The 19,843-nt window shown below is 69.7% G+C and carries 21 protein-coding genes; 10 read left to right on the top strand and 11 right to left on the bottom strand.

All coding sequences use genetic code 11. From position 1 onward, the window contains the following. Positions 1-20 precede the first annotated feature (20 nt). The gene (locus tag CBF90_RS03490) at positions 21-506 is read left to right on the top strand and encodes a DNA starvation/stationary phase protection protein (RefSeq protein WP_023950842.1); all 486 of its coding nucleotides are present in this window, start codon (positions 21-23) and stop codon (positions 504-506) included. Positions 507-615: 109 nt separating this feature from the next. Here CBF90_RS03490 and CBF90_RS03485 read toward each other — a convergent pair whose 3' ends face one another. Genes CBF90_RS03485 through CBF90_RS03470 form a run of 4 tightly spaced genes read right to left on the bottom strand, consistent with a single transcriptional unit; the run spans position 616 to position 4,328 of the window. Then, positions 616-2,121, bottom strand: coding sequence for an amidohydrolase (locus CBF90_RS03485; RefSeq protein ID WP_088380048.1), 1,506 nt, complete (start codon positions 2,119-2,121; stop codon positions 616-618). Then, complete coding sequence (locus tag CBF90_RS03480) at positions 2,115-2,768, bottom strand: FMN-binding negative transcriptional regulator (protein ID WP_088380047.1); 654 nt, start codon at positions 2,766-2,768, stop codon at positions 2,115-2,117. Before CBF90_RS03480 ends, CBF90_RS03485 begins: the two co-directional genes overlap by 7 nt. Positions 2,769-2,772: 4 nt before the next feature. Beyond that, entirely contained in the window at positions 2,773-3,783 is a 1,011-nt protein-coding gene (locus CBF90_RS03475; RefSeq protein ID WP_023950845.1) for an Fpg/Nei family DNA glycosylase, read from the bottom strand. Next, complete coding sequence (locus CBF90_RS03470; RefSeq protein ID WP_023950846.1) at positions 3,783-4,328, bottom strand: ribose-5-phosphate isomerase; 546 nt, start codon at positions 4,326-4,328, stop codon at positions 3,783-3,785. The genes CBF90_RS03475 and CBF90_RS03470 overlap by 1 nt, the downstream gene beginning before the upstream one ends. Positions 4,329-4,440: 112 nt before the next feature. Between CBF90_RS03470 and pepN the strand changes: the two genes are divergently transcribed. The 7 genes from pepN to CBF90_RS03435 all read left to right on the top strand — a co-directional run bounded on the left by pepN (position 4,441) and on the right by CBF90_RS03435 (position 12,388). Next, a complete protein-coding gene (gene pepN / locus CBF90_RS03465) occupies positions 4,441-6,987 on the top strand; it encodes an aminopeptidase N (RefSeq protein WP_071918125.1) in 2,547 nt (848 codons plus the stop codon). Positions 6,988-7,095: 108 nt separating this feature from the next. After that, a complete protein-coding gene (locus CBF90_RS03460) occupies positions 7,096-8,010 on the top strand; it encodes an ABC transporter ATP-binding protein (protein WP_023950848.1) in 915 nt (304 codons plus the stop codon). Continuing rightward, entirely contained in the window at positions 8,007-8,816 is an 810-nt protein-coding gene (locus CBF90_RS03455) for an ABC transporter permease (protein ID WP_064956605.1), read from the top strand. Before CBF90_RS03460 ends, CBF90_RS03455 begins: the two co-directional genes overlap by 4 nt. A 10-nt stretch (positions 8,817-8,826) precedes the next feature. After that, positions 8,827-10,089, top strand: a complete 1,263-nt coding sequence (locus CBF90_RS03450; protein WP_242435576.1) for a sensor histidine kinase — start codon at positions 8,827-8,829, stop codon at positions 10,087-10,089. Further along, positions 10,079-10,753, top strand: a complete 675-nt coding sequence (locus CBF90_RS03445) for a response regulator transcription factor (RefSeq protein WP_023950854.1) — start codon at positions 10,079-10,081, stop codon at positions 10,751-10,753. The genes CBF90_RS03450 and CBF90_RS03445 overlap by 11 nt, the downstream gene beginning before the upstream one ends. A 46-nt stretch (positions 10,754-10,799) precedes the next feature. After that, positions 10,800-11,921: a mechanosensitive ion channel family protein gene (locus CBF90_RS03440; protein WP_088379935.1), complete on the top strand. Its 1,122-nt coding sequence runs from the start codon at positions 10,800-10,802 to the stop codon at positions 11,919-11,921. After that, the gene (locus tag CBF90_RS03435; protein ID WP_071918129.1) at positions 11,918-12,388 is read left to right on the top strand and encodes a globin; all 471 of its coding nucleotides are present in this window, start codon (positions 11,918-11,920) and stop codon (positions 12,386-12,388) included. The genes CBF90_RS03440 and CBF90_RS03435 overlap by 4 nt, the downstream gene beginning before the upstream one ends. Position 12,389: 1 nt before the next feature. Here the strand turns inward: CBF90_RS03435 and CBF90_RS03430 are convergent, their stop codons facing one another. After that, on the bottom strand, positions 12,390-13,064 hold the full coding sequence (locus CBF90_RS03430; RefSeq protein ID WP_088379934.1) for a hypothetical protein: 675 nt from the start codon (positions 13,062-13,064) through the stop codon (positions 12,390-12,392). 20 nt (positions 13,065-13,084) lie between these two features. Between CBF90_RS03430 and CBF90_RS03425 the strand changes: the two genes are divergently transcribed. Beyond that, the gene (locus CBF90_RS03425) at positions 13,085-14,023 is read left to right on the top strand and encodes an acyl-CoA thioesterase II (RefSeq protein WP_088379933.1); all 939 of its coding nucleotides are present in this window, start codon (positions 13,085-13,087) and stop codon (positions 14,021-14,023) included. On the opposite strand, the gene CBF90_RS03420 is transcribed toward CBF90_RS03425, so the two are convergent. The 5 genes from CBF90_RS03420 to msrA all read right to left on the bottom strand — a co-directional run bounded on the left by CBF90_RS03420 (position 14,011) and on the right by msrA (position 17,969). Further along, positions 14,011-14,538, bottom strand: a complete 528-nt coding sequence (locus CBF90_RS03420) for a thioesterase family protein (protein ID WP_242435575.1) — start codon at positions 14,536-14,538, stop codon at positions 14,011-14,013. The genes CBF90_RS03425 and CBF90_RS03420 overlap by 13 nt on opposite strands. Further along, positions 14,531-16,210 carry an energy-dependent translational throttle protein EttA gene (ettA, locus tag CBF90_RS03415; RefSeq protein WP_088379932.1) on the bottom strand — a complete coding sequence of 560 codons (1,680 nt, stop codon included), beginning with the start codon at positions 16,208-16,210 and terminating at the stop codon, positions 14,531-14,533. Before ettA ends, CBF90_RS03420 begins: the two co-directional genes overlap by 8 nt. A gap of 56 nt (positions 16,211-16,266) precedes the next feature. After that, positions 16,267-16,758 (bottom strand): hypothetical protein, encoded by a 492-nt coding sequence (locus CBF90_RS18750; RefSeq protein ID WP_242435574.1) that lies wholly within the window; start codon positions 16,756-16,758, stop codon positions 16,267-16,269. Between the two features lie 38 nt (positions 16,759-16,796). Beyond that, on the bottom strand, positions 16,797-17,288 hold the full coding sequence (ssb, locus tag CBF90_RS03405; RefSeq protein ID WP_088379931.1) for a single-stranded DNA-binding protein: 492 nt from the start codon (positions 17,286-17,288) through the stop codon (positions 16,797-16,799). A gap of 153 nt (positions 17,289-17,441) precedes the next feature. Further along, positions 17,442-17,969 (bottom strand): peptide-methionine (S)-S-oxide reductase MsrA, encoded by a 528-nt coding sequence (msrA, locus tag CBF90_RS03400; RefSeq protein WP_023950873.1) that lies wholly within the window; start codon positions 17,967-17,969, stop codon positions 17,442-17,444. A 116-nt stretch (positions 17,970-18,085) separates the two neighbouring features. Here msrA and CBF90_RS03395 point away from each other — a divergent pair, with 116 nt between their 5' ends. After that, positions 18,086-18,346 carry a 5'-3' exonuclease gene (locus tag CBF90_RS03395; protein ID WP_023950875.1) on the top strand — a complete coding sequence of 87 codons (261 nt, stop codon included), beginning with the start codon at positions 18,086-18,088 and terminating at the stop codon, positions 18,344-18,346. Positions 18,347-18,375: 29 nt separating this feature from the next. Here CBF90_RS03395 and CBF90_RS03390 read toward each other — a convergent pair whose 3' ends face one another. Then, positions 18,376-19,785 carry a PLP-dependent aminotransferase family protein gene (locus CBF90_RS03390; RefSeq protein WP_036304584.1) on the bottom strand — a complete coding sequence of 470 codons (1,410 nt, stop codon included), beginning with the start codon at positions 19,783-19,785 and terminating at the stop codon, positions 18,376-18,378. Positions 19,786-19,843 lie beyond the last annotated feature (58 nt).

Raw genomic sequence — 19,843 nt, 5'->3', positions numbered from 1 at the left:
CTGCCAGAAGGAGCGCAGACATGACCGACACCAACATCACCACCCCCGCCCTCACCGCCGACCCCGAGGTCGCCGCCGCTGCCGCGCAGTTCCTCACCCCGGTCGTGCACAAGATGCAGGCGCTGGTCGTCAACGGCAAGCAGGCGCACTGGAACGTCCGCGGCTCGAACTTCATCGCGATCCACGAGCTGCTCGACTCGGTCGTCGCCCACGCGCAGGACTACGCCGACACCGCCGCCGAGCGCATCGTCGCCCTGGGCCTGCCGATCGACTCCCGAGTCTCGACCATGGCCGACAAGACCAGCACCGCCGTCCCCGCCGGTTTCGCGCAGTGGCAGGACGAGATCAAGGCCATCGTGTCCGACATCGACGCAGCTCTCGTCGACCTGCAGGCCGCGATCGACGGCCTCGACGAGGTCGACCTGTCGAGCCAGGATGTCGCGATCGAGATCAAGCGCGGCGTCGACAAGGACCGCTGGTTCCTGCTCGCGCACCTCGCCGAGTAATTCCCGGCGCCGACGGAACGGCGCGTCGATCGGACCCGGGCAGCACAGCGCGCTCCACCGATCGCCGCGCCGTTTCGTCGTTCTCGCGGCAGATCCGGTCGAGCCGGCGTCAGCCGATGTGCGTCACGCGACCGGCGAGCAGAGTCGCTTCCACGGCGGTCGCCCGCAAGGCGGCCGGGGTGGAAGCGGCGAGCGGGTCGCGGTCGACGACGACGAGATCGGCGACGGCACCGGGCTCGATCGCAGAGCCGGTCTCGGAGCCGCCCGCGGTGGAAGCCGCGAGAGCAACCGCGGCGGAGATCCGCTGGTGGGGTCGCCACGGCTCGCGTTCGTCTCGCGTGCGGAACACCGCGTCGGACATCGTGGTCCACGGGTCGAGGTGAGCGACCGGCGCGTCCGAGCCCAGCAGCAGATTCGCGCCCGCATCGACGAGCTCGCGCATCGGGTAGCCGACCGCGGTCTGCCCGGCCCAGAATTCCTCGGCCATCTCGCGGTCGTCCACAGCGTGCGAGGGCTGGATGCTGGCTCCGACACCGAGACGCGCGAAGCGAGGCATATCGGCGTGGGCGACCAGCTGAGCGTGCTCGATCGTGCCGGTGGCGCCCGTCGTGGCGAAGGCGTCGAGGGCGTGGGAGTTCGCGACGTCGCCGATCGCGTGCACCGCGCAGGAGATGCCGGCGCCGGTCGCCCGCCGCATCAGCGCGACGAGCTCGTCCGGAGGCACCGTCATGACCCCGAAGTCGGTCTCGGCTCCTGGGTAGTGATGGGAGCACGCCGCGGTCCGCGTGCCCAGCGAACCGTCGGTGATGACCTTGAACGGCCCCATCCGTACGAGCCCGGCCGGGTCGATCGTGTCGCCGGTCTCCAGGCCGGCGGAGATCGCCCTCTCGAGCATGCTGGCGTAGACGCCGAACGACACGCGCACGGCGTCGAATCCGCGTGCGAGGCGACGAGCCCAGGCCTCGGCGTTCCACGCCATGTCGAGGTCGACGATGCCGACCACGCCGCGGGCGGCCGCGGCGGACATCGCTTCCATCACCGCCGCGTCGGCAAGAGACGGGTCGAGGGCGTTCAACCGGCGTGAGATCTCGAACGCGGGTTCCTCGCGCAGCACACCGTCGGGTGCCGACATCCCCTCGCGTCGGAGCGCCGCGCTGTTGAGCCACACGCTGTGCACATCGGAGTTGATCAGATACGTCGGCGCGTCGCCGGTCACCGCGTCGAGCATCTCGAGGGAGGGCCGATCCGGCCAGAGTGCGTCGCGGAAACCCGAGCCGATCCGCCGACCATCGTGGTCCGGGCCCGTACGTCCCATCACGGCGGCCGCCTCGGCAGCGCTCGAGATGCCCTCGAGATCGACGCGCCGGGCCGCCAGCGCCCACTGAACGGTGTGGACATGGTGGTCCCAGAGCCCGGGAAGCAGCCATCCGCCGGACGCGTCGAGCACCACACCGCGCCTCGGCAGAGCACCGGCGGGCGCGATGTCGACGACGGTTCCTCGCGCGAGGTGCACGTCGACCGGGTCCGAGCCGAAGGGGTCTGTCCTGCCGGGTCCTGTCAGCCGGACATCCGCGATGACGTCGACCTCATCACCGCGCGCGGGAGCGCTCACGATGACTTCTCCCGGCCAGCCCGAATCGCATCGTGCGCGCGGCGCATCTCGCCGGCCAGCCGCGGGTCCGCGTATGGCGTCGCGCCCTCCTCCAGCTGCGCGATGATGGTGTCGACCACGGCATCCGACCGGTTCTGGCTCAGCTTGCGCTTGGCCTCGACGCGCGACGGCGAGAGGCGGAATCCGACCGTGCCGCGCTCGAGACGCCCGACGAAGTCGGCGTCGTTCGGAGCCGACCACATGCCGCGCGGTGTGCCGACGCCTGCCTCGAATCGGTCGACGAGACGCTCGAGCACGCGCAGGTTCTCCTCCGCTGTGAGGATCTCGGGCACGCCGGAGAGGTGAACCGATACGAAGTTCCAGGTCGGGACCGCCGGCACGTCGCCGTACCACTGCGGCGACACGTATCCGTGCGGCCCCTGGACCACGACCAGCATCTCGGTCTCGCCGAGCCCGAGAAGCGCGTCGTCCGGGCGGCCGACGTGCCCCACGATCGTGAGGTCGTCGCGTTCATCGTCGAGGAGGACGGCGTAGTGCGAGGCGACGAGCCCGCCGGCTGCCGCGCTGACGATCGTGACCCAAGGGTTCTCATCGATCACACGGCGCAGCTCGGCGACATCCGTCATCGCGAAACTCGGGTTCTGTCTCATGCGCTCATCTCTGGCAGTTGGGGCACCAGTACAGCTTGCGCGATGCCATCTCCTCGAGGACGATCGCCGTGCCGCAGATGCGGCACGGCAGGCCCGCGCGGTGGTAGACCCAGTGCCGATCGTCGCGGTGGGCCATCGCGCGGCGCCACGCCTCGGGGTCCAGATCATCCATCGTCATCATCTGGCCGGTCTCGACGCCGATCGCGAGCAGCCGGACCCAGTCGCGCCACAGCTGCCGGACGGTCTCCTCCGGAACGTCGCGCCCCGGTGTATGAGGATTCACACGGGCTCGGAAGAGCATCTCGGCGCGGTACACGTTCCCGATCCCGCTCACCACGCTCTGGTCCATGAGGAGCAGGCCGATCGGCGTCGGCTTCCGGCGGACCGTCGCGGTGAACCGCTCCTCGCCCTCGGCGAGGTCGTCGACCAAGGGATCGGGCCCGAGCTTCGCGATCGTCGCCTGCACTTCCTCGGGCGTCTGCAGCTGGCAGGCCGTCGGCCCCCGGAGGTCGGCGCAGGTCGCATCGGTGAGCAGGCGCAGGCGCACCTGGCCGACCACAGGCGGAGGCCACTCCTCGTCACCCGCTGCGGCGCCGTCGTCACCGAGACCCGTGGTCTGTTCGCTCATGCGGACCCGCCCGCGCGCTCGTCTCGGCGCTCCGATCGAGCTGAGGGAGTTCTCCCCCGCGCTGTCGAAGATCGGTGCGACCTCGGTGCCGCGCTGGTTCGTGTGCCCCATCCGCCCGTTCGCAGACGCGATCGTCGGGTCGACGACGATCTCGCCTGCGAAGTCCCACGCGCCGTACATGCCGAGGTGGACGCGCAGCCAGACGTCGTCCTCGAAGGCGAGGAACATCTGCTTGCCGACCGCTCGCGCCTCGATCGCCTCGCGACCGTCGAGGACCGCCGCGCCCTCCGCGAACCGGCCCTGCGGGCTCGACGCACTGACGACGCGTCCGACCACGTTGCGCTCGAACTGCCGGGCGATGCGGTGGACGGAGTGGCCCTCGGGCATCAGCCCGCTTCCGGATCGAACGAGTCGGTGGCCGGGAGGGGCGAGGTGGTGCCCTCCGCACCCGCTCGCGGGTCGGGCAGCAGGCTGCCGTCGGCCTCGTACGCCGCGAGCTGACCGATCCGGCGCGCGTGACGCTCCTCGCCGCTGAAGGGAGTCGCGATGAAGCGGTCGATGAAGGTCACCGCCTCGTCGAACGTGTGCTGGCGGGCGCCGATCGCGATCACGTTCGCGTCGTTGTGCTCTCGTGCGAGTTCTGCGGTCGGGATGTTCCACACGAGCGCGGCGCGGACCCCGTGCACCTTGTTCGCCGCGATCTGTTCGCCATTGCCCGAACCGCCGAACACGACGCCGAGAGCCTCGACGCCGGCCTGCTGGTCGCGCACCACGGCCTGTGCCGCGCGAATGCAGAATGCCGGGTAGTCGTCGAGAGGGTCGTACTCGATCGGGCCATGGTCGACGACGTCGTGACCCGCCTCGGCGAGATGGTGCTGGAGCTGAGTGGAGAACTCGAGACCGGCGTGGTCGGTCGCGATGTGGATGCGCATGGCACCATCCTATGAATGTGCGAGCCCCGAAAGCGTAGGCTGGCACGGTTGCCGTCGGCGCCAGCAGCGCGCGGCCCCGAATCCTCACCCCGACCCTGGGAGCAGAACGCACGTGCCTGGAGAGAACCTCACCCGCAACGAGGCGCAGGAGCGCCGCGCGATCGTCGACACGCAGAGCTATGACGTCGCACTCGATCTGACCGTCGGCGCGGAGATCTTCCGCTCTCGCACCGTCATCCGCTTCGCCGCCGCCGAGGGCGCCTCGACCTTCGTCGATCTGATCGCGCGCGACGTCCGCGAGATCACGCTGAACGGGCGCGCGATCGACCTCGCGGCCTTCAGCGACTCGCGCATCGCGCTCGACGGCCTCGCGGCGCAGAACGAGCTCATCGTCGACGCGGACTGCCTCTACACCAACACCGGCGAGGGCCTGCACCGGTTCGTCGACCCCGTCGACGGCGAGGTCTATCTCTACTCGCAGTTCGAAGTCCCGGACTCGCGTCGTGTCTTCGCCGTCTTCGAGCAGCCCGACCTGAAGGCGGAGTTCCGCTTCACGATCACCGCCCCCGCCGAGTGGAAGGTCGTCTCCAACTCCCCCACGCCCGAGCCGGTTCCCGGCGACGGCGGGACGGCCACGTGGGCCTTCGAGCCGACTCCCCGGATCTCCTCGTACATCACCGCACTCGTCGCCGGTCCGTACGAGCAGGTCTTCTCCGAGCTCACCAGCGCGGACGGCCGCGTCATCCCGCTCGGTGTGTACGCGCGCAAGAGCCTGTGGCAGTACCTCGACGCCGACTACGTCTTCGACAAGACGCGTCAGGGCTTCGCGTACTTCGAGGAGAAGTTCGGCGTGCCCTATCCCTTCGCGAAGTACGACCAGCTCTTCGTGCCGGAGTTCAACGCCGGCGCCATGGAGAACGCGGGTGCGGTGACCTTCACCGAGACCTACGTCTTCCGCTCCAAGGTCACCGACGCCGTTAAGGAGCGTCGTGTCGTGACGATCCTCCACGAGCTCGCGCACATGTGGTTCGGCGACCTCGTCACGATGAAGTGGTGGAACGACCTCTGGCTCAACGAGTCGTTCGCCGAGTGGGCGTCGACCATCGCGACGGCCGAGGCCACCGAGTGGACCGAGGCCTGGACGACGTTCAACGCGATGGAGAAGACCTGGGCCTATCGCCAGGACCAGCTTCCGTCGACGCACCCCGTCGTGGCCCGGATCAACGACCTCGAGGACGTGCAGGTCAACTTCGACGGCATCACATACGCCAAGGGCGGCTCGGTGCTCAAGCAGCTCGCGGCGTGGGTCGGTGTCGAAGCCTTCTTCGCCGGTGTCTCGGCGTACTTCCAGAAGCACGCGTGGGGCAACACCGAGCTGTCGGACCTGCTCGCCGAGCTCGAGGCCACCAGTGGCCGCGAGCTGGAGACCTGGTCGAAGAAGTGGCTCGAGACCGCGGGCGTGAACACGCTCGAGCCGGAGATCGCAACGGATGCCGACGGGGTCATCACCCGCTTCGCCATCGTCCAGACAGCACCGGCCGACTACCCCACCATCCGTCCGCACCGTCTCGGCGTCGGGTTCTACTCGCTCAAGGACGGCGCACTCGTGCGCACGCACCACGTCGAGCTCGACGTGGACGGAGACCTCACCGAGGTGCCCGAGCTCAAGGGACGTGTGCAGCCCGACCTCGTGCTCTTGAACGACGAAGACCTCGCCTACGCGAAGATCCGCCTCGACGAGCGCTCGCTCCGCACCGCGGTGGAGCACCTCGCGAAGATCAGCGACCCGCTCGCGCGGTCCCTGGTCTGGGGTGCGGCATGGGACCAGACCCGCGACGCCGAGGCATCGGCGACCGATTACATCGACCTGGTGCTTCGCAACATCGGCACCGAGACCGAGTCCACCACGGTGCGTACCACGCTCGGACAGCTCCAGCTCGCCGCGAACTCGTACGTCGATCCGCGCACCCGCGATGCCGCCCGTGCGCGCGTCGCCGACGGGCTGTGGGAACTGGCTCAGCGGGCCGAGGCCGGAAGCGACAGCCAGCTGCAGTTCGTGACCGCCTTCGCGTCGGCCGCATCGACCGCCGCCCACGCGGACGTCGTCCGCGCTCTGCGCTCGGGCGACACTGTCCTGCCGGGGCTGGAGATCGACGCCGACCTGTCCTGGGCGCTTCTGGTCTCGCTCGCCGCGTCGGGCGCCGTCTCGGCGGCGGACATCGACGCCGCGCTGGCGGCCGACAACACCGCGAAGGGCGGGGAGTTCGCCGCGCAGGCCCGGGCCGCGCTCCCCACGGCCGAAGCGAAGAAGGCCGCGTGGGCCTCCCTCATCGAGAACGACGATCTGCCCAACACCGTCGTGCGCTCGGCGGCCGCCGGCTTCACCCACCCGGCGGGCGCGGCACACCTCGGGGACTTCGTCGACGAGTACTTCCGGATGCTGCTCCCGGTGTGGGAGTCGCGCACCTACCAGATCGCGCAGTACCTCATCGTCGGCCTGTACCCGGCGGCCCTCGCCAACACCGACCTGCGCGACGCGACCCGTGCGTGGCTCTCGCAGAACGCCGAGGCGCCTGCGGCCCTGCGCCGTCTCGTCGCCGAGAACCTCGCCGGTGTCGAACGGGCGCTCGCCGTGCAGGAGCGCGACGCCCAGGACTGACGTCATTCGCAATGCTGATGGGCGTCGTACTCCGGTACGACGCCCATCGTCGTTCTCGGCACTCCCGGCGGACGACGGCGGCATGCGCCCGTCGATAGCGTGGGGCGCATGATCGTTGCAGAAGGCCTCACGAAGAGGTACGGAGACAAGACAGCCGTCGACGGGGTGAGCTTCACCGTGCAGTCGGGCAAGGTGACCGGCTTCCTCGGCCCCAACGGCGCAGGCAAGTCCACCACGATGCGGATGATCGTCGGGCTCGACCGGCCGACATCGGGCCGGGTCACGATCGACGGTCGCGACTACCGCTCGCTGCGCTCGCCCCTCACCGAGGTCGGCATCCTCCTCGACGCGAAGGCCGTGCACACCGGTCGGAGTGCACGCAACCATCTCCGCGCCATGGCCGCGACCCACGGCATCCCGCGTTCCCGTGTCGACGAAGTGATCGAGATCACCGGTCTCGCTTCGGTGGCGGGCAAGCGGGCCGGCAAGTTCTCCCTCGGGATGGGGCAGCGCCTCGGCATCGCCGCCGCGCTCCTCGGCGATCCGCAGACCCTCATCCTCGATGAGCCGGTGAACGGCCTCGACCCCGAAGGCGTCCGGTGGGTGCGGCAGTTCGTGCGCGGGCAGGCTGCGCAGGGGCGTACGGTCCTGCTCTCGAGCCACCTCATGAGCGAGATGGCCCTCACCGCCGACCACGTCATCGTCCTCGGCCGCGGCCAGGTGCTGGCCGACGCCGCCATCGACGACCTGGTCCGCTCGTGGACGAGCAACTCGGTCGTCGTCCGCACACCGCGCGCCGACGAGCTCACCCGCCTCATCGCCGGCCCCGACGTCGCCGTGACCACGGGCGAACCCGGGCTCCTGCAGGTCGCGGGGCTCAGCGCCGCAGCGATCGGCGACGCCGCTGCGGCACATGGGATCCCGCTCCATGAGCTCACGCCGCGCGCCGGATCGCTCGAAGACGCCTATCTCGCGCTGACCGAGGGATCGGTCGAGTACCAGACCAAGGGAGCCGTCAGATGACCGCCACCGCCGTGCAGACCCCGGCGCGCCCGCGCGCCACGCAGCCGAACGTGCGTCTGTCGTTCGGCAGGCTTCTCCGCAGCGAGGCCATCAAGCTCCTCACCCTGCGCTCGACCTGGTGGTCTCTGGGCGTCACCGCGGTCCTGGCGATCGGGATGTCGCTGCTCATGGCATGGGCGTCGCAGGACTTCGCCGGAGACTTCCCGCCGGTGAACGCGATCGTCGCACCGATGCAGTTCACGATGCTCGTCGCGGGCATCCTCGGGGCCATGGCGATCACCGGGGAGTACTCCACCGGCATGATCCGGTCGACCCTGACAGCCGAACCGCGCCGTGGCGCCGTGCTGCTGGCGAAGGCGGCGGTGCTCGCGTTGCTCCTCGCGGCGACCACGGTCGTGACGACGATCATCTCCGTCATCGCGTCGGCGCCCATCTTCGGCGACCGGGCCATCGACTGGTCGGATGCTGACTCGTCGGTCATCCCCCTCGCATTCGGCGTCCTCGCGATGGCCACGTTCGCCCTGCTGGGGCTCGGGTGGGGCTTCATCATCCGCAGCGGCGCCGGCGCGATCGCAGCCACGGTCGGGCTCCTCTTCGTCGCGCCGATCGTGCTCAGCCTGTTCACCTTCGGCGGCGAGTCGTGGTCGTGGATCGTCGATCTCGCGCAGTACCTGCCCTCGAGTGCAGCACAGACGGTGACGTCGCCGGGAAGCGACGACTTCGCCACGGGGCTCATCACCCTGCTCGCCTGGCCCGCGGCGACGCTGCTCGGCGGCTGGGCGATCCTTCGCGCGACCGACGCGTAGGGTACGAGGGGTGTCCCCCGGAAGCCGCAGTCCGTCGTCTCCAGACGACGAGCTGCGGCTTCCGCGTCCGCCGGGGGTGCTTCGCAGGTTCTGGGCACGGCATCCCGTCTTCGCCGACATCCTCACGGCGCTGCTGTGTCTCGCGTTCTCCCTGGTCCCGGCCACGAGCTTCACCGACCATATCGACGACGCGGTCGGTGTCGGTCGCATGTGGCCGTTCACCGGGCCGGTCGTGATGGTGGTCGTCGTTCTGGCCTGCGCTTCCCTGCTCGTGCGCAGGCGCTTTCCGACCCTGGTGTTCCTCTGCGCGGTCGCCGTCGCCTTCGCGTACCTCCTGGCGCCCGCTCCGACCGGCGGGCCCATGCTCGGGGTCGCGGCGTACACCCTCGCCGTCCATCGCAGCACCCGAGCCTGTCTGATCGGGGTCAGCGTCGCGCTCGGCGCCCTCGCCGTTTCGGTCGCCGCCCTCGCGTTCACCGGCGTCATCGGCCCCACGATCGCGTGGAATGCGCTGGTCGGCGAGGGGCTGGCCGCCCTCATCGGGTCGCTCATCGGAACCAACGTCGGCAACCGCCATCGCTATGTCGCAGCCCTCATCGACAGATCGCGCCAGCTCGTCGTCGAGCGCGATCAGCAAGCCCGCCTCGCAGCGGCGGCCGAGCGCGACCGCATCGCCCGAGAGCTGCACGACATCGTCGCGCATTCGCTCACCGTGATGGTCGCCCTGGCCGAGGGCGTGGCCGCCTCGAGCGACATCGACCGGGCACGGCCAGGCGCCACGGCGATCGCTTCGACCGGTCGCGAGGCGCTGCGGGACATGCGCGCGACCCTCGGCATCCTGCGCGAGGACGATGCCGCTCCGCTCGCCCCGTTGGCCCGGGATACGACCGTCGAGACGGTCGACTCGGCCCGTGCAGCCGGGTTCGACGCCCGGCTGACCGTCTCGGGCGACCGGCCGGAGCTCAGCAGCGCGGTGCAGCTGGCGATCTCGCGGATCGTCCAGGAAGGCGTCACCAACGCGATGCGCCACGCCCGTGGCGCCGAACGCATCGACATCCGCGTCGGATACCGCCCGGATGCCGTCGAGGTCGACATCGTCGACGACGGCGAGCCCGTCGCGCCCGCGCAGACGTCGTCATCGGGGTATGGCCTGCGCGGCCTGCGGGAGCGCGTCGTCCTGGCGGGCGGCACGGTGACGGCCGGCCCAGGAGCCGGCCGCGGCTGGCGCGTCCACGCCCGCATCCCTCTCGGACAGGAGAATCATGACCGCTGATCATCGCTCGCCCATCCGCGTGCTGATCGTCGACGACCAGCAGCTCATCCGGCTCGGGTTCCGGATGGTGCTCGAATCGGCTGAGGGCATCGAAGTCGTCGGCGAGGCCGCAGACGGAGCGGCCGCGCTCGCGGTCGTCGCCGCGTCTTCTCCCGATGTCGTACTCATGGACGTCCGCATGCCCGGGGTGGACGGGATCGAGGCCACCGCGCGGATCCGGGCTGAGCACCCGCGCGTCGCCGTTCTCGTCCTGACGACGTTCGACCTCGACGAGTACGCGTTCGGAGCGCTCCGCGCCGGTGCCGGCGGCTTCCTTCTGAAGGATGCGCGCCGCGACGAGCTGGTGGCGGCGGTCCGCGCAGTCGCCGCAGGCGAGGCCACCCTCGCCCCGCGGATCACTCGGCGGATGATCGAGCTCGTCACCGCGACCGGGCTCCCCGCTCCGGAACCCACCACTCCTGCCGTGCTCACGGCGCGGGAGGCGGACGTCCTGGCAGCGATGGCCCGAGGGCTGACGAACCTCGAGATCGCCGCCGAGCTGTTCCTGAGCGAATCGACCGTGAAGACCCACGTCGGCCGCATCCTCACGAAGTTGCCCGCGCGGGACCGCGTGCACGCCGTGCTCATCGCGCACGGGCTCGCCGAGCCCGGCGTCGACGTCTGACGGCCTTCTCGGGAACGTCATGGCTGGGCTCGTTACTATCGGATCGATGACCACCGTGACCGCTGCCGTCCCGCTCGCCTGGGAGTTCCCCGTCGAAGAGTTCTGGAAGTTCCTCAGCGAGGCGGGATGGAACATCGTCGCGGTCGCCGGGATCGTCCTGGGTGCGTTCGCGCTGTCGTGGCTGATGCGTCGTCTGATCGCGCGCATCGTCGACCGCATCGTGCGCGGCGCGAAGACACGCGCCGAGGCAGAGGACACGAGAGCGATCGACATGTCGCCCCTGGCACAGGTGCGCATCGTTCAACGCACTCGAACGCTCGGGTCGATCCTGACCAACATCGTCAACGTGACGATCGTCATCGTCGCGCTGCTCATGGTGGTCGGGGTTCTCAGCCCCGGCATCCTCGGCTCGTTCACGCTCCTGTCAGCCGCCATCGGCGCGGGTCTCGGTTTCGGAGCGCAGAACATCGTGAAGGACGTTCTCAACGGCATGTTCATCGTCGCCGAGGACCAGATCGGCATCGGTGACGTCGTCGACCTCGGCCTCGCGACCGGCATCGTCGAATACGTCAGCGTGCGCGTCACGCACGTCCGAGACGTCAACGGCACCCTGTGGTTCGTCCGAAACGGCGAGATCACCCGTATCGGCAACATGTCGCAGGGCTGGTCACGAGTCATCATCGACCTCGCCGTGCCGACGGACGCCGACGTGGAGGTGGTGGAGAAGACCGTGCTCGACGCCGCCAAGGACCTCGCTCGAGAGCCCAAGTGGCGCAGCCGCATCATCGAGAAGCCCGAGCTCTGGGGCCTCGAATCGATCAGCGGCGACGCCCTCGTCATCCGTGTCGTCGTCAAGACCCGGCCCAATGCGAAGGACGACGTCGCACGAGCCTTGCGCGTGCGACTCAAGCAGGCGGTGGACGAACTGGGCGTGAAGATCCCTCAGTTGAACTCGACCATCCTGACGGGTTTCGAGGGCGCCCAGAGCGTCCGAGGCGCGAACCCGCCGCGGACGAAGCCGCAGCCCGTGGCGCCGCCGCAGGTGAAGGGGCGTCCGCAGTGGCGGCCGAAGCGCAAGGGCTCGACTGCGGCGACGGGGTCGCCCGAAGCTCGCGACTCCCACGCCGAAGACGGCGATTCACCCGACCATCAGAAGGGCACTCCGTGAACGACCCGGTCAGCTTCTACGACGAGGTCGGCGGGCACGACACCTTCGTCCGCCTCGTCGACGTCTTCTACCGGGAGGTCGCCGCAGACGACGTGCTGCGGCCGATGTACCCCGAGGCCGACCTCGCTCCCGCAGCGCGCCGGCTCACCATGTTCCTCGAGCAGTACTGGGGCGGTCCGAGCACCTACGGCGAGGAGCGGGGTCACCCGCGGCTGCGTATGCGTCACCGCCCGTTCCACGTCGATCCCGACGCCCGCGACCGTTGGCTGCGCCACATGCGCACCGCCCTCGACGAGCTCGCCCTCGCCCCGCTGCACGAAGCCACCCTGTGGGATTACCTCGAGCGTGCCGCGTACGCGATGGTGAACACGTTCGAGCCCGCCGGTATCGGTCCGCAGGGCTCCGAACGGCGGCCGACGTTCGATCTGAGTCCGGCACCAGCCACGGACACGTCCCGGCCGGGCTGACTCACCGTGCCGGCCCGGTCGCGCGCACCGGGGTGAGTCCCATGGCGACGGGTCCCCGGGTCAGCACGTGGCCGCGAGCGAACGACACGCGCGTCCACACATCGGTCCGGCGGACGACCGGCTGCTCGGCGCCCGCGATGAAGCCCATCCCGACCGCTGCGAACGCCACGCCGAGCGGCAGCCCGGCGACGTCCTCGTCGGGGGCGCCCCAGACCGACGACCGGACGCGGTGAACGACGTCGTCGCCGGCTCCCGTCGGCAGTTGGCGAGCGACGGCGGCGATCCCCCACTGGGCGCGCAGCGAGACCCGGGCCGAGTCGAGGCTTCCCGCCTCGCGCCACCCGGCGCGGGGCGGCGACACCCCGGCCCATGCCGCCGTGACGCCGCTGTCGGGGAGCCGGACGGCACGACCGTCGTCGGCATCCGGAGCCAGAGCGGCGGCATCGACGGTGAGGTCGCACTCGAGCTCGGGATCGACTCGGGCGGTCCGCAGCGCCAAGACGAAAGGCGTCGGGTCGGTGAGCGAGCGCGGCGACAGCGGTGCGCACGAGAGGGCCAGGAGACCGCCACGTGCCTGCAGCCGCACGATCCCGTCGCCGTGCCGGGCCGCGCGGCCGGCGAAGGTCAGGACGTCGCGGGCGACCTCGGGATGCGGGAAGAGGAGACGCTCGGACATCCGTCCTAGACTACCGAGCGATGCCCGCACACAGCTCAGAGCCCCGGTCCGACAGCCCCGCAGAAGAGACGGATCCCGTCGCTGCGATGCTCAGGGTGCTCGATCTCTCGTCGAGCGAGGCGCGGACGACGGAGGACATCTTCACCGGCAGGTCGCAGGTGATGCCCCAGGGCCGTGTGTTCGGTGGACAGGTGCTCGCCCAGGCGACGATGGCCGCGATGCGCACCGTGCCCGCTGAACGGGTACCGCACTCGATGCACGGGTATTTCCTCCGTCCGGGCGACTCGTCACGGAACATCACGTTCTCCGTCGACCGGATCCACGACGGCCGATCCTTCTCGACCCGGAGGACCCAGGCGTTCCAGAACGGGATGCCGATCTTCTCGATGATCGCCTCATTCGAGGACGAGGATCCCGGCGTCGAGCACGCGGAGCCGATGCCCGACGGTATGCCGCAACCCGAGGACCTGCCCGCTCTGGAGGAACAGCTGAGCGGGATGCATCCGCTGAGCCGGCGCATCTTCTCGGCCAGTCCCATCGAGCTGCGTCACGTCACGAGGCCGATCTACCTGGAGCCCGACACTGCCAGGACACCGAACCAGGCGGTGTGGGCGCGCACGCGGTCCGCCCTGCAGGACGATCCCGCGGTGCACCGGGCGGCGCTCGCGTTCCTCAGCGACCTGACGATCCAGGAGCCGGTGCTCCGGGCGCACGGGCTGGCGTGGGCCACCCCGGGCCTCAAGGTCGCCAGCCTCGACCACGCGATGTGGTGGCACCGTTTCGCGCGGGTCGACGAATGGCTCCTCTACGTCCAGGAGTCGCCGAGCGCCCGGGCCGGCCGCGGCCTCTCGAGGGGACGCATCTACGACCGTGCGGGCACCCTGATCGCGAGCGTCGCGCAAGAGATCATGGTGCGCGTACCCGCTCCTGGCGATGCGGAAGACGATCAGCGTCGGTGAGCGTAGGCGATGGGCTCCCCGACGATCGGAGTCCAGGCCCGGCGCATGTCGTCCGTGAGCCGCACGGGTCGGCCGGTCTCCGTCGAGACCATCACCACGACGGTCGTCGAGCGGGCGTAGCACGTCTGCACGTCGTCGCCTCGAGGACTATAGACCTCGTAGCAGACGTCGATGCTCGAGCCGCCGATACGCCCGATCCACAGCTGCACGTCCAGCGGACGCTGACCGTACGGGACCGGTGCGAGGTACTCGATCTCCTGCCGGGCGATCAGCGTCATCGTCTCGGCCGACAGGCTCAGCGCGTCGAGGATCGCCGTTGACGGCCCGGGCAGCCCGATCTCGGGCTTCCAGAACGCGCGCAGGCGCGCTTCCTCCAGGAGCTTGAGCATCGAGGTGTTGTTGACGTGCCCGAGAACGTCGAGGTCGCCCCAGCGAAGATGAATAGGGATCCGGACGCGGGTGGCCCCGGCGGTCGTCACCACCGAGGCCACCGTCTCCGACGTGAACTCAGTCACGTGTGAGCTTGCGGTACGTCGACTTGGCGGGGTTCGCGGCATCCGCGCCGAGCCGCTCGACCTTGTTGGCCTCGTACGCCTCGAAGTTGCCCTCGAACCAATACCACTGCGCAGGGTTCTCCTCGGTGCCCTCGTACGCGAGGATGTGCGTCGCGATGCGGTCGAGGAACCACCGGTCGTGGGTGATGACGACGGCGCAACCGGGGAACTCCAGCAGTGCGTTCTCCAGCGAGCTGAGGGTCTCGACGTCGAGGTCGTTGGTCGGCTCGTCGAGGAGCAGGAGGTTGCCGCCCTCCTTGAGCGTCAGCGCGAGGTTCAGGCGGTTGCGCTCACCGCCCGAGAGCACGCCGGCCTTCTTCTGCTGATCGGGTCCCTTGAACCCGAACTTCGACACGTAGGCACGCGAGGGGATCTCGGTCTTGCCCACCGTGATGATGTCGAGACCGTCCGAGACGACCTCCCACAGGGTCTTCTCGGGGTCGATGTTGCCGCGTGACTGGTCGACGTAGCTGATCTTGACGGTCTCGCCGATCTTCAGCTCTCCGCCGTCGAGCGGCTCCAGACCCACGATCGTCTTGAAGAGCGTGGTCTTGCCCACGCCGTTCGGACCGATGACCCCGACAATGCCGTTGGGCGGGAGGTTGAAGCTCAGTCCGTCGATCAGCACGCGGTCGCCGAACGCCTTGTGGAGCTTCTTCGCGTCGATGACGACGCTGCCCAGGCGCGGACCGGCCGGGATCTGGATCTCCTCGAAGTCGAGCTTGCGCGTGCGCTCGGCCTCGGCGGCCATCTCCTCGTAGCGCGCGAGACGTGCCTTCGACTTGGTCTGGCGGCCCTTCGCCGAGCTGCGCACCCACTCCAGCTCGTCCTTCAGACGCTTCGCGAGCTTGGCGTCCTTCTTGCCCTGGATGTCGAGGCGCTCGGCCTTCTTCTGGAGGTACGTCGAATAGTTGCCCTCGTAGCCGATGAGGCCACCGCGGTCGACCTCGGCGATCCACTCGGCCACGTTGTCGAGGAAGTACCGATCGTGGGTGATGGCGATCACGGCGCCCTTGTAGGCCTGGAGGTGCTGCTCGAGCCACAGGACGCTCTCGGCATCGAGGTGGTTCGTGGGCTCGTCGAGGAGCAGCAGGTCGGGCTTCTGCAGCAGCAGCCGCGCGAGCGCGACGCGCCGGCGCTCACCGCCCGAGAGGGGGGCGACGGAGGCATCCGCCGGCGGGGTTCGCAGCGCTTCCATCGCCTGATGCAGCTGGGAGTCGAGGTCCCACCCGTCAGCGGCGTCGATCTCTTCCTGGAGTGTGCCCATCTCGGCCAGCAGCGAATCGAAGTCCGCGTCGGGATCGGCCATCAGCGCCGAGATCTCGTTGAAGCGATCGAGCTTGGGCTTGATCGCGACGCCGGCCTCGATGTTCTCGAGCACGGTCTTGGTGTCGTCGAGCTCCGGCTCCTGCATCAGGATGCCGACCGAGTAGCCCGGCGTGAGCTTCGCCTCGCCGTTGGAGGGCTGATCAAGGCCCGCCATGATCTTCAGGATCGTCGACTTACCGGCGCCGTTGGGGCCGACCATTCCGATCTTGGCACCGGGAAGGAATGCCATCGTGACGTCGTCGAGGATGAGCTTCTCGCCGACGGCCTTGCGGGCGCGGACCATGGAGTAGATGTATTCGGCCATAACGCCTCGAGTCTAGTCCGGGAGGGCGAGGAGTCCGTCCGCTCGGAGTCCGCGATTCACCAGTCGATGGGGCGGGTCTGCCCGATCAGGCAGCCGCCGCTCGGCAGTTCGGGGAGGACCATCGCGGTGGGCGCGGGCGTCGAGGGACCGACCTGCCCGACGAGGCACTCCCCCGCCCAGAGCACCGAGAACTGCAGGCTGTCGACGGGATCGTCGACGGAGGTGCGGTCGGCCGTCACCTGCATCGCGGACTTGTCGAAGCCCACCGCCACCAGCGCGTCGATGTAGGCGCGGCCCGCGACGCTGTCGGAAGACTCCGCGACCTGAGTCATCACCTGGGTGAACAGGGGCAGATTGTCGGCTGCCGTGCTCTCGGGCGACAGGGGCGCGGGCCCCGCCGTCGCCGTCGGCTCAGCCGTGGGCGCGGCGGGTGCGACGGGGGGCTCCTCCGGGAAGAGCATCGAGCATCCGGTGAGGGACGCCGCGACGACGACGGCGCCGACCGTTCCCACGACAGAGCGAGCCGACGGAGAACGGAGCAGGCGCATGCCCGAATTCTAGACGGCGGGGCCCGTCGCCCCTCGCGTCAGAACGGCGCCGACCCGGCGGTGTCCGAGGCGGCTACCGGCGCGACAGCCCACTCTCCCCCATCGGTCACGGGGTCGACCGCGGCCGGGAGGCTCGCCGTCGCGACCGCGGGTTCGGCACCGGCGGCATCCGCGCGCGGGTTGCGCTGGAACGTCGCCGTCCCCCACTTGAGATCGGGACCGATCGCGTCGGCGTCGATCTCGATCTCGATGCCCCGTTTCTCGCCCGCCTCCCATTCCTTCAGCCGCAGCCGCCCGTCGACGATGACGCGCTGCCCTTTGCGCAGGGATGCGAACGCATTCTCGCCGAGCGCGCGGAACACGCTGATCCGGTACCAGTTGGTCGTGCCGTCGACCCACTCGCCGGACTGCGCGTCTCGATAGCGCTGGCTGCTCGCGAGGCGGAAGCTCGTGACCGGGATGCCGGTCCCCGTGCGGCGCTGCTCGGGCTCGGTGGCGATGTTGCCGATGACGGTGATGCGATCTGACATGAGTGCTCCTCAGCAAGGCACGGAAGGGGACGCTTCGGCACCCGAGTGCCCGTCGAGTGCCGAAGCGCTTCCAGCTTCACCGCCGGTCCTGGAACGACGTGGGCGGTTCCGCACATCCGTGCAGAACCGCCCACGTGCGACGCTGGGGAGGAGTCAGCTGCGGGCGTACTCCGCGAACCGAGCGCGCACCTTGTTCACCTTCGGAACGGCGACCGCGAGGCAGTATCCCTGCCCCGGGTTCTTCGCGAAGAAGTCCTGGTGGTACTCCTCGGCGGGGTAGAACGTGTCGGCGCGCTCCATGGTCGTCACGACACCACCGCCCCACATCTCGTCGGCCCGGTCGCGCGCGGCGGTGAACAGCTCGAGCTGAGCGTCATCGAGCGGGAACATCGCCGAACGGTACTGTGTGCCGACGTCCGCGCCCTGGCGGTTGAGCTGGCGCGGGTCGTGCATCGTGAAGAAGGCATCGAGGATGACGTCGGCCGGGATGACGTCGGGGTCGAACGTCACCGACACCGCCTCGGCATGACCGGTCGTTCCCGTGCAGACCGCCTCGTAGCTCGGGTTCGCAACGTGCCCGCCGATGTATCCCGACACGACCTCTGACACACCATCGAGCGCGCGATACGCCGCATCGAGGCACCAGAAGCAGCCGCCGGCGAGGATGAATGTGGTGGTCATGGAAAGCTCCGTTCTCCCGCTTGCGCGAGGTCTCACCCTAGCCAACCACTGCCACCGCCCGCGTGTTCCCGCAGATGTCGGACCCCCTTCTTAGCCTCGATCTCGAGGAGGAAGTCATGTCGTCGATGCAGGCGCAGATCGATCAGCCCCCGGCCGCCCGGGCGCAGCCGCGAAGCAGGCTCGTCGCGCTCAGCGCCGATCGCTGGCGCGTCGTCGCGGCCGACGGCCACGTGCACGGTCTCGTCGAGCGCGTGCAGACGCCTGCCGGAGACCGGTTCCGCGCCCTCCGCTTCCACGCGCCGTCTCGCGCTTTCCGAGCCATCGGTGAGTTCTGGCGAATGAGCGAGGCGTCCGACACCCTTCGCCTTTCCCGCTGACCGCCGCCGGCGCCCCTGATGACCGGGGCTCACACCAGGGCATCCACCGGCTCCGGGCCCGCCGTGCGAGCTCCGCTCGCCACGTGGTCCCAGACCGAGGCCAGGACCTCGACGGCACGCTCGAGATCGGCGGGCGACGCGGTGAACGGTACGCGCAAGCGGTTCTCGTGTCCGCCGTCGACGGCGAAACGCTGGCCGGCGCTGAGATAGACCCCCGCCGCGCGGGCTCCCAGAACCAACGGCCCGCTGAGCGGCGCCGGTAGACCCACCCACAGGGCGACACCGCCGGACACCTCGGGGACGTCCCAGTCAGGCAGCCGGTCACGCAGGGCAGCTCGTGCTGCACGGTAACCCTGCGACAGCAGTTCGGCGCGCTGGGGCAGGATCTCCGTCATCCGTGGGATCAATCGCGCCGCGACTTCCTGCTCGAACTCCGGCGTTCCGAGGTCACGGGCCGGCCGCGCCGCGTGCAGCCGTCGGATCACCTCGGGCCGAGCGCGGACCCACCCGACGCGCAGGCCACCCCAGACGGTCTTGCCCAGCGAACCGATACGAACGACATCGTCACCGCGCAGCGCCACGGGCGCCTGCGCGCCGAACGACAGCTCGGCGGTCGTCTCGTCGACGACGAGCGTGCAGCCCCGCTGAGCCACGTCCCGCAGCGCATCCTGCTCCGCGGTCGTCATGGAGCGACCCGTCGGGTTCTGCAGGGTCGGCATCAGGTATGCCAGCGCCGGTCGCGTCCGTCGCGCAGCTTCGTCCAGACGATCGAGGTCCCAGCCGCGCTCCGTCGTGACGGGCACGGCCACCAACCGCGCTCCCGCTGCCCGCAGGGCCTCGGCCGCATGCGGGTAGGTCGGAGTTTCGACCAGCACCCGATCCCCACGAGCCACGAGCACCTCCGCGATGAGATGGATGGCGCTCTGCGCGCCCGCTGTGACGAGGATCTCCTCGCGCGACGTCGGGATGCCGCGCACGGTGTAGCGCTCGGCGATCGTGTCGCGCAGGCGCCCCGACCCCAGCGTGTCGTATCCGGTCCGCGACACGAGCCGCGCGGCATCCGACGCCGTCTCCGCCATGACACCGGCCAGGCCGGGCCAGGCACTCGGGCTCGCCTGCTGCAGGTCGATCGACCCGGGTTCGGCGAACACCGTCCCGCCACCGCGCGACGGCTGGGCTGTGGTCACGCTGCCCGACCCCCGCAGGCTCTCGATGTGACCGCTCGCGCGCAGGCTCGCGTAAGCGCTCGCCACCGTCGTGCGACTCAGCCCGAGCGTCTGGGCCAGGGCACGCTCGGCGGGCAGCAGCGTGCGCGCAGCGATGCGGTTGTCGAGGCACAGCAGTCGGATGCCGTCCGCGAGCGCTTCGTAGGCCGGTTCGCGAGTGCGCCATCCTCCGAGCGCCGCTTCCAATGACCTGGCGGAGATTCGCGAGTGCATATGGCCACAGTACGGGAATTGGCCTCTTTCGCTATGGCCAATCTCAGGATGCAATGGA

The sequence above is a fragment of the Microbacterium sp. AISO3 genome (assembly GCF_002204305.1).
In the GTDB taxonomy this organism is placed as follows: Bacteria; Actinomycetota; Actinomycetes; order Actinomycetales; family Microbacteriaceae; genus Microbacterium; species Microbacterium arborescens.
This window is presented reverse-complemented; position numbering and strand designations above follow the sequence as displayed.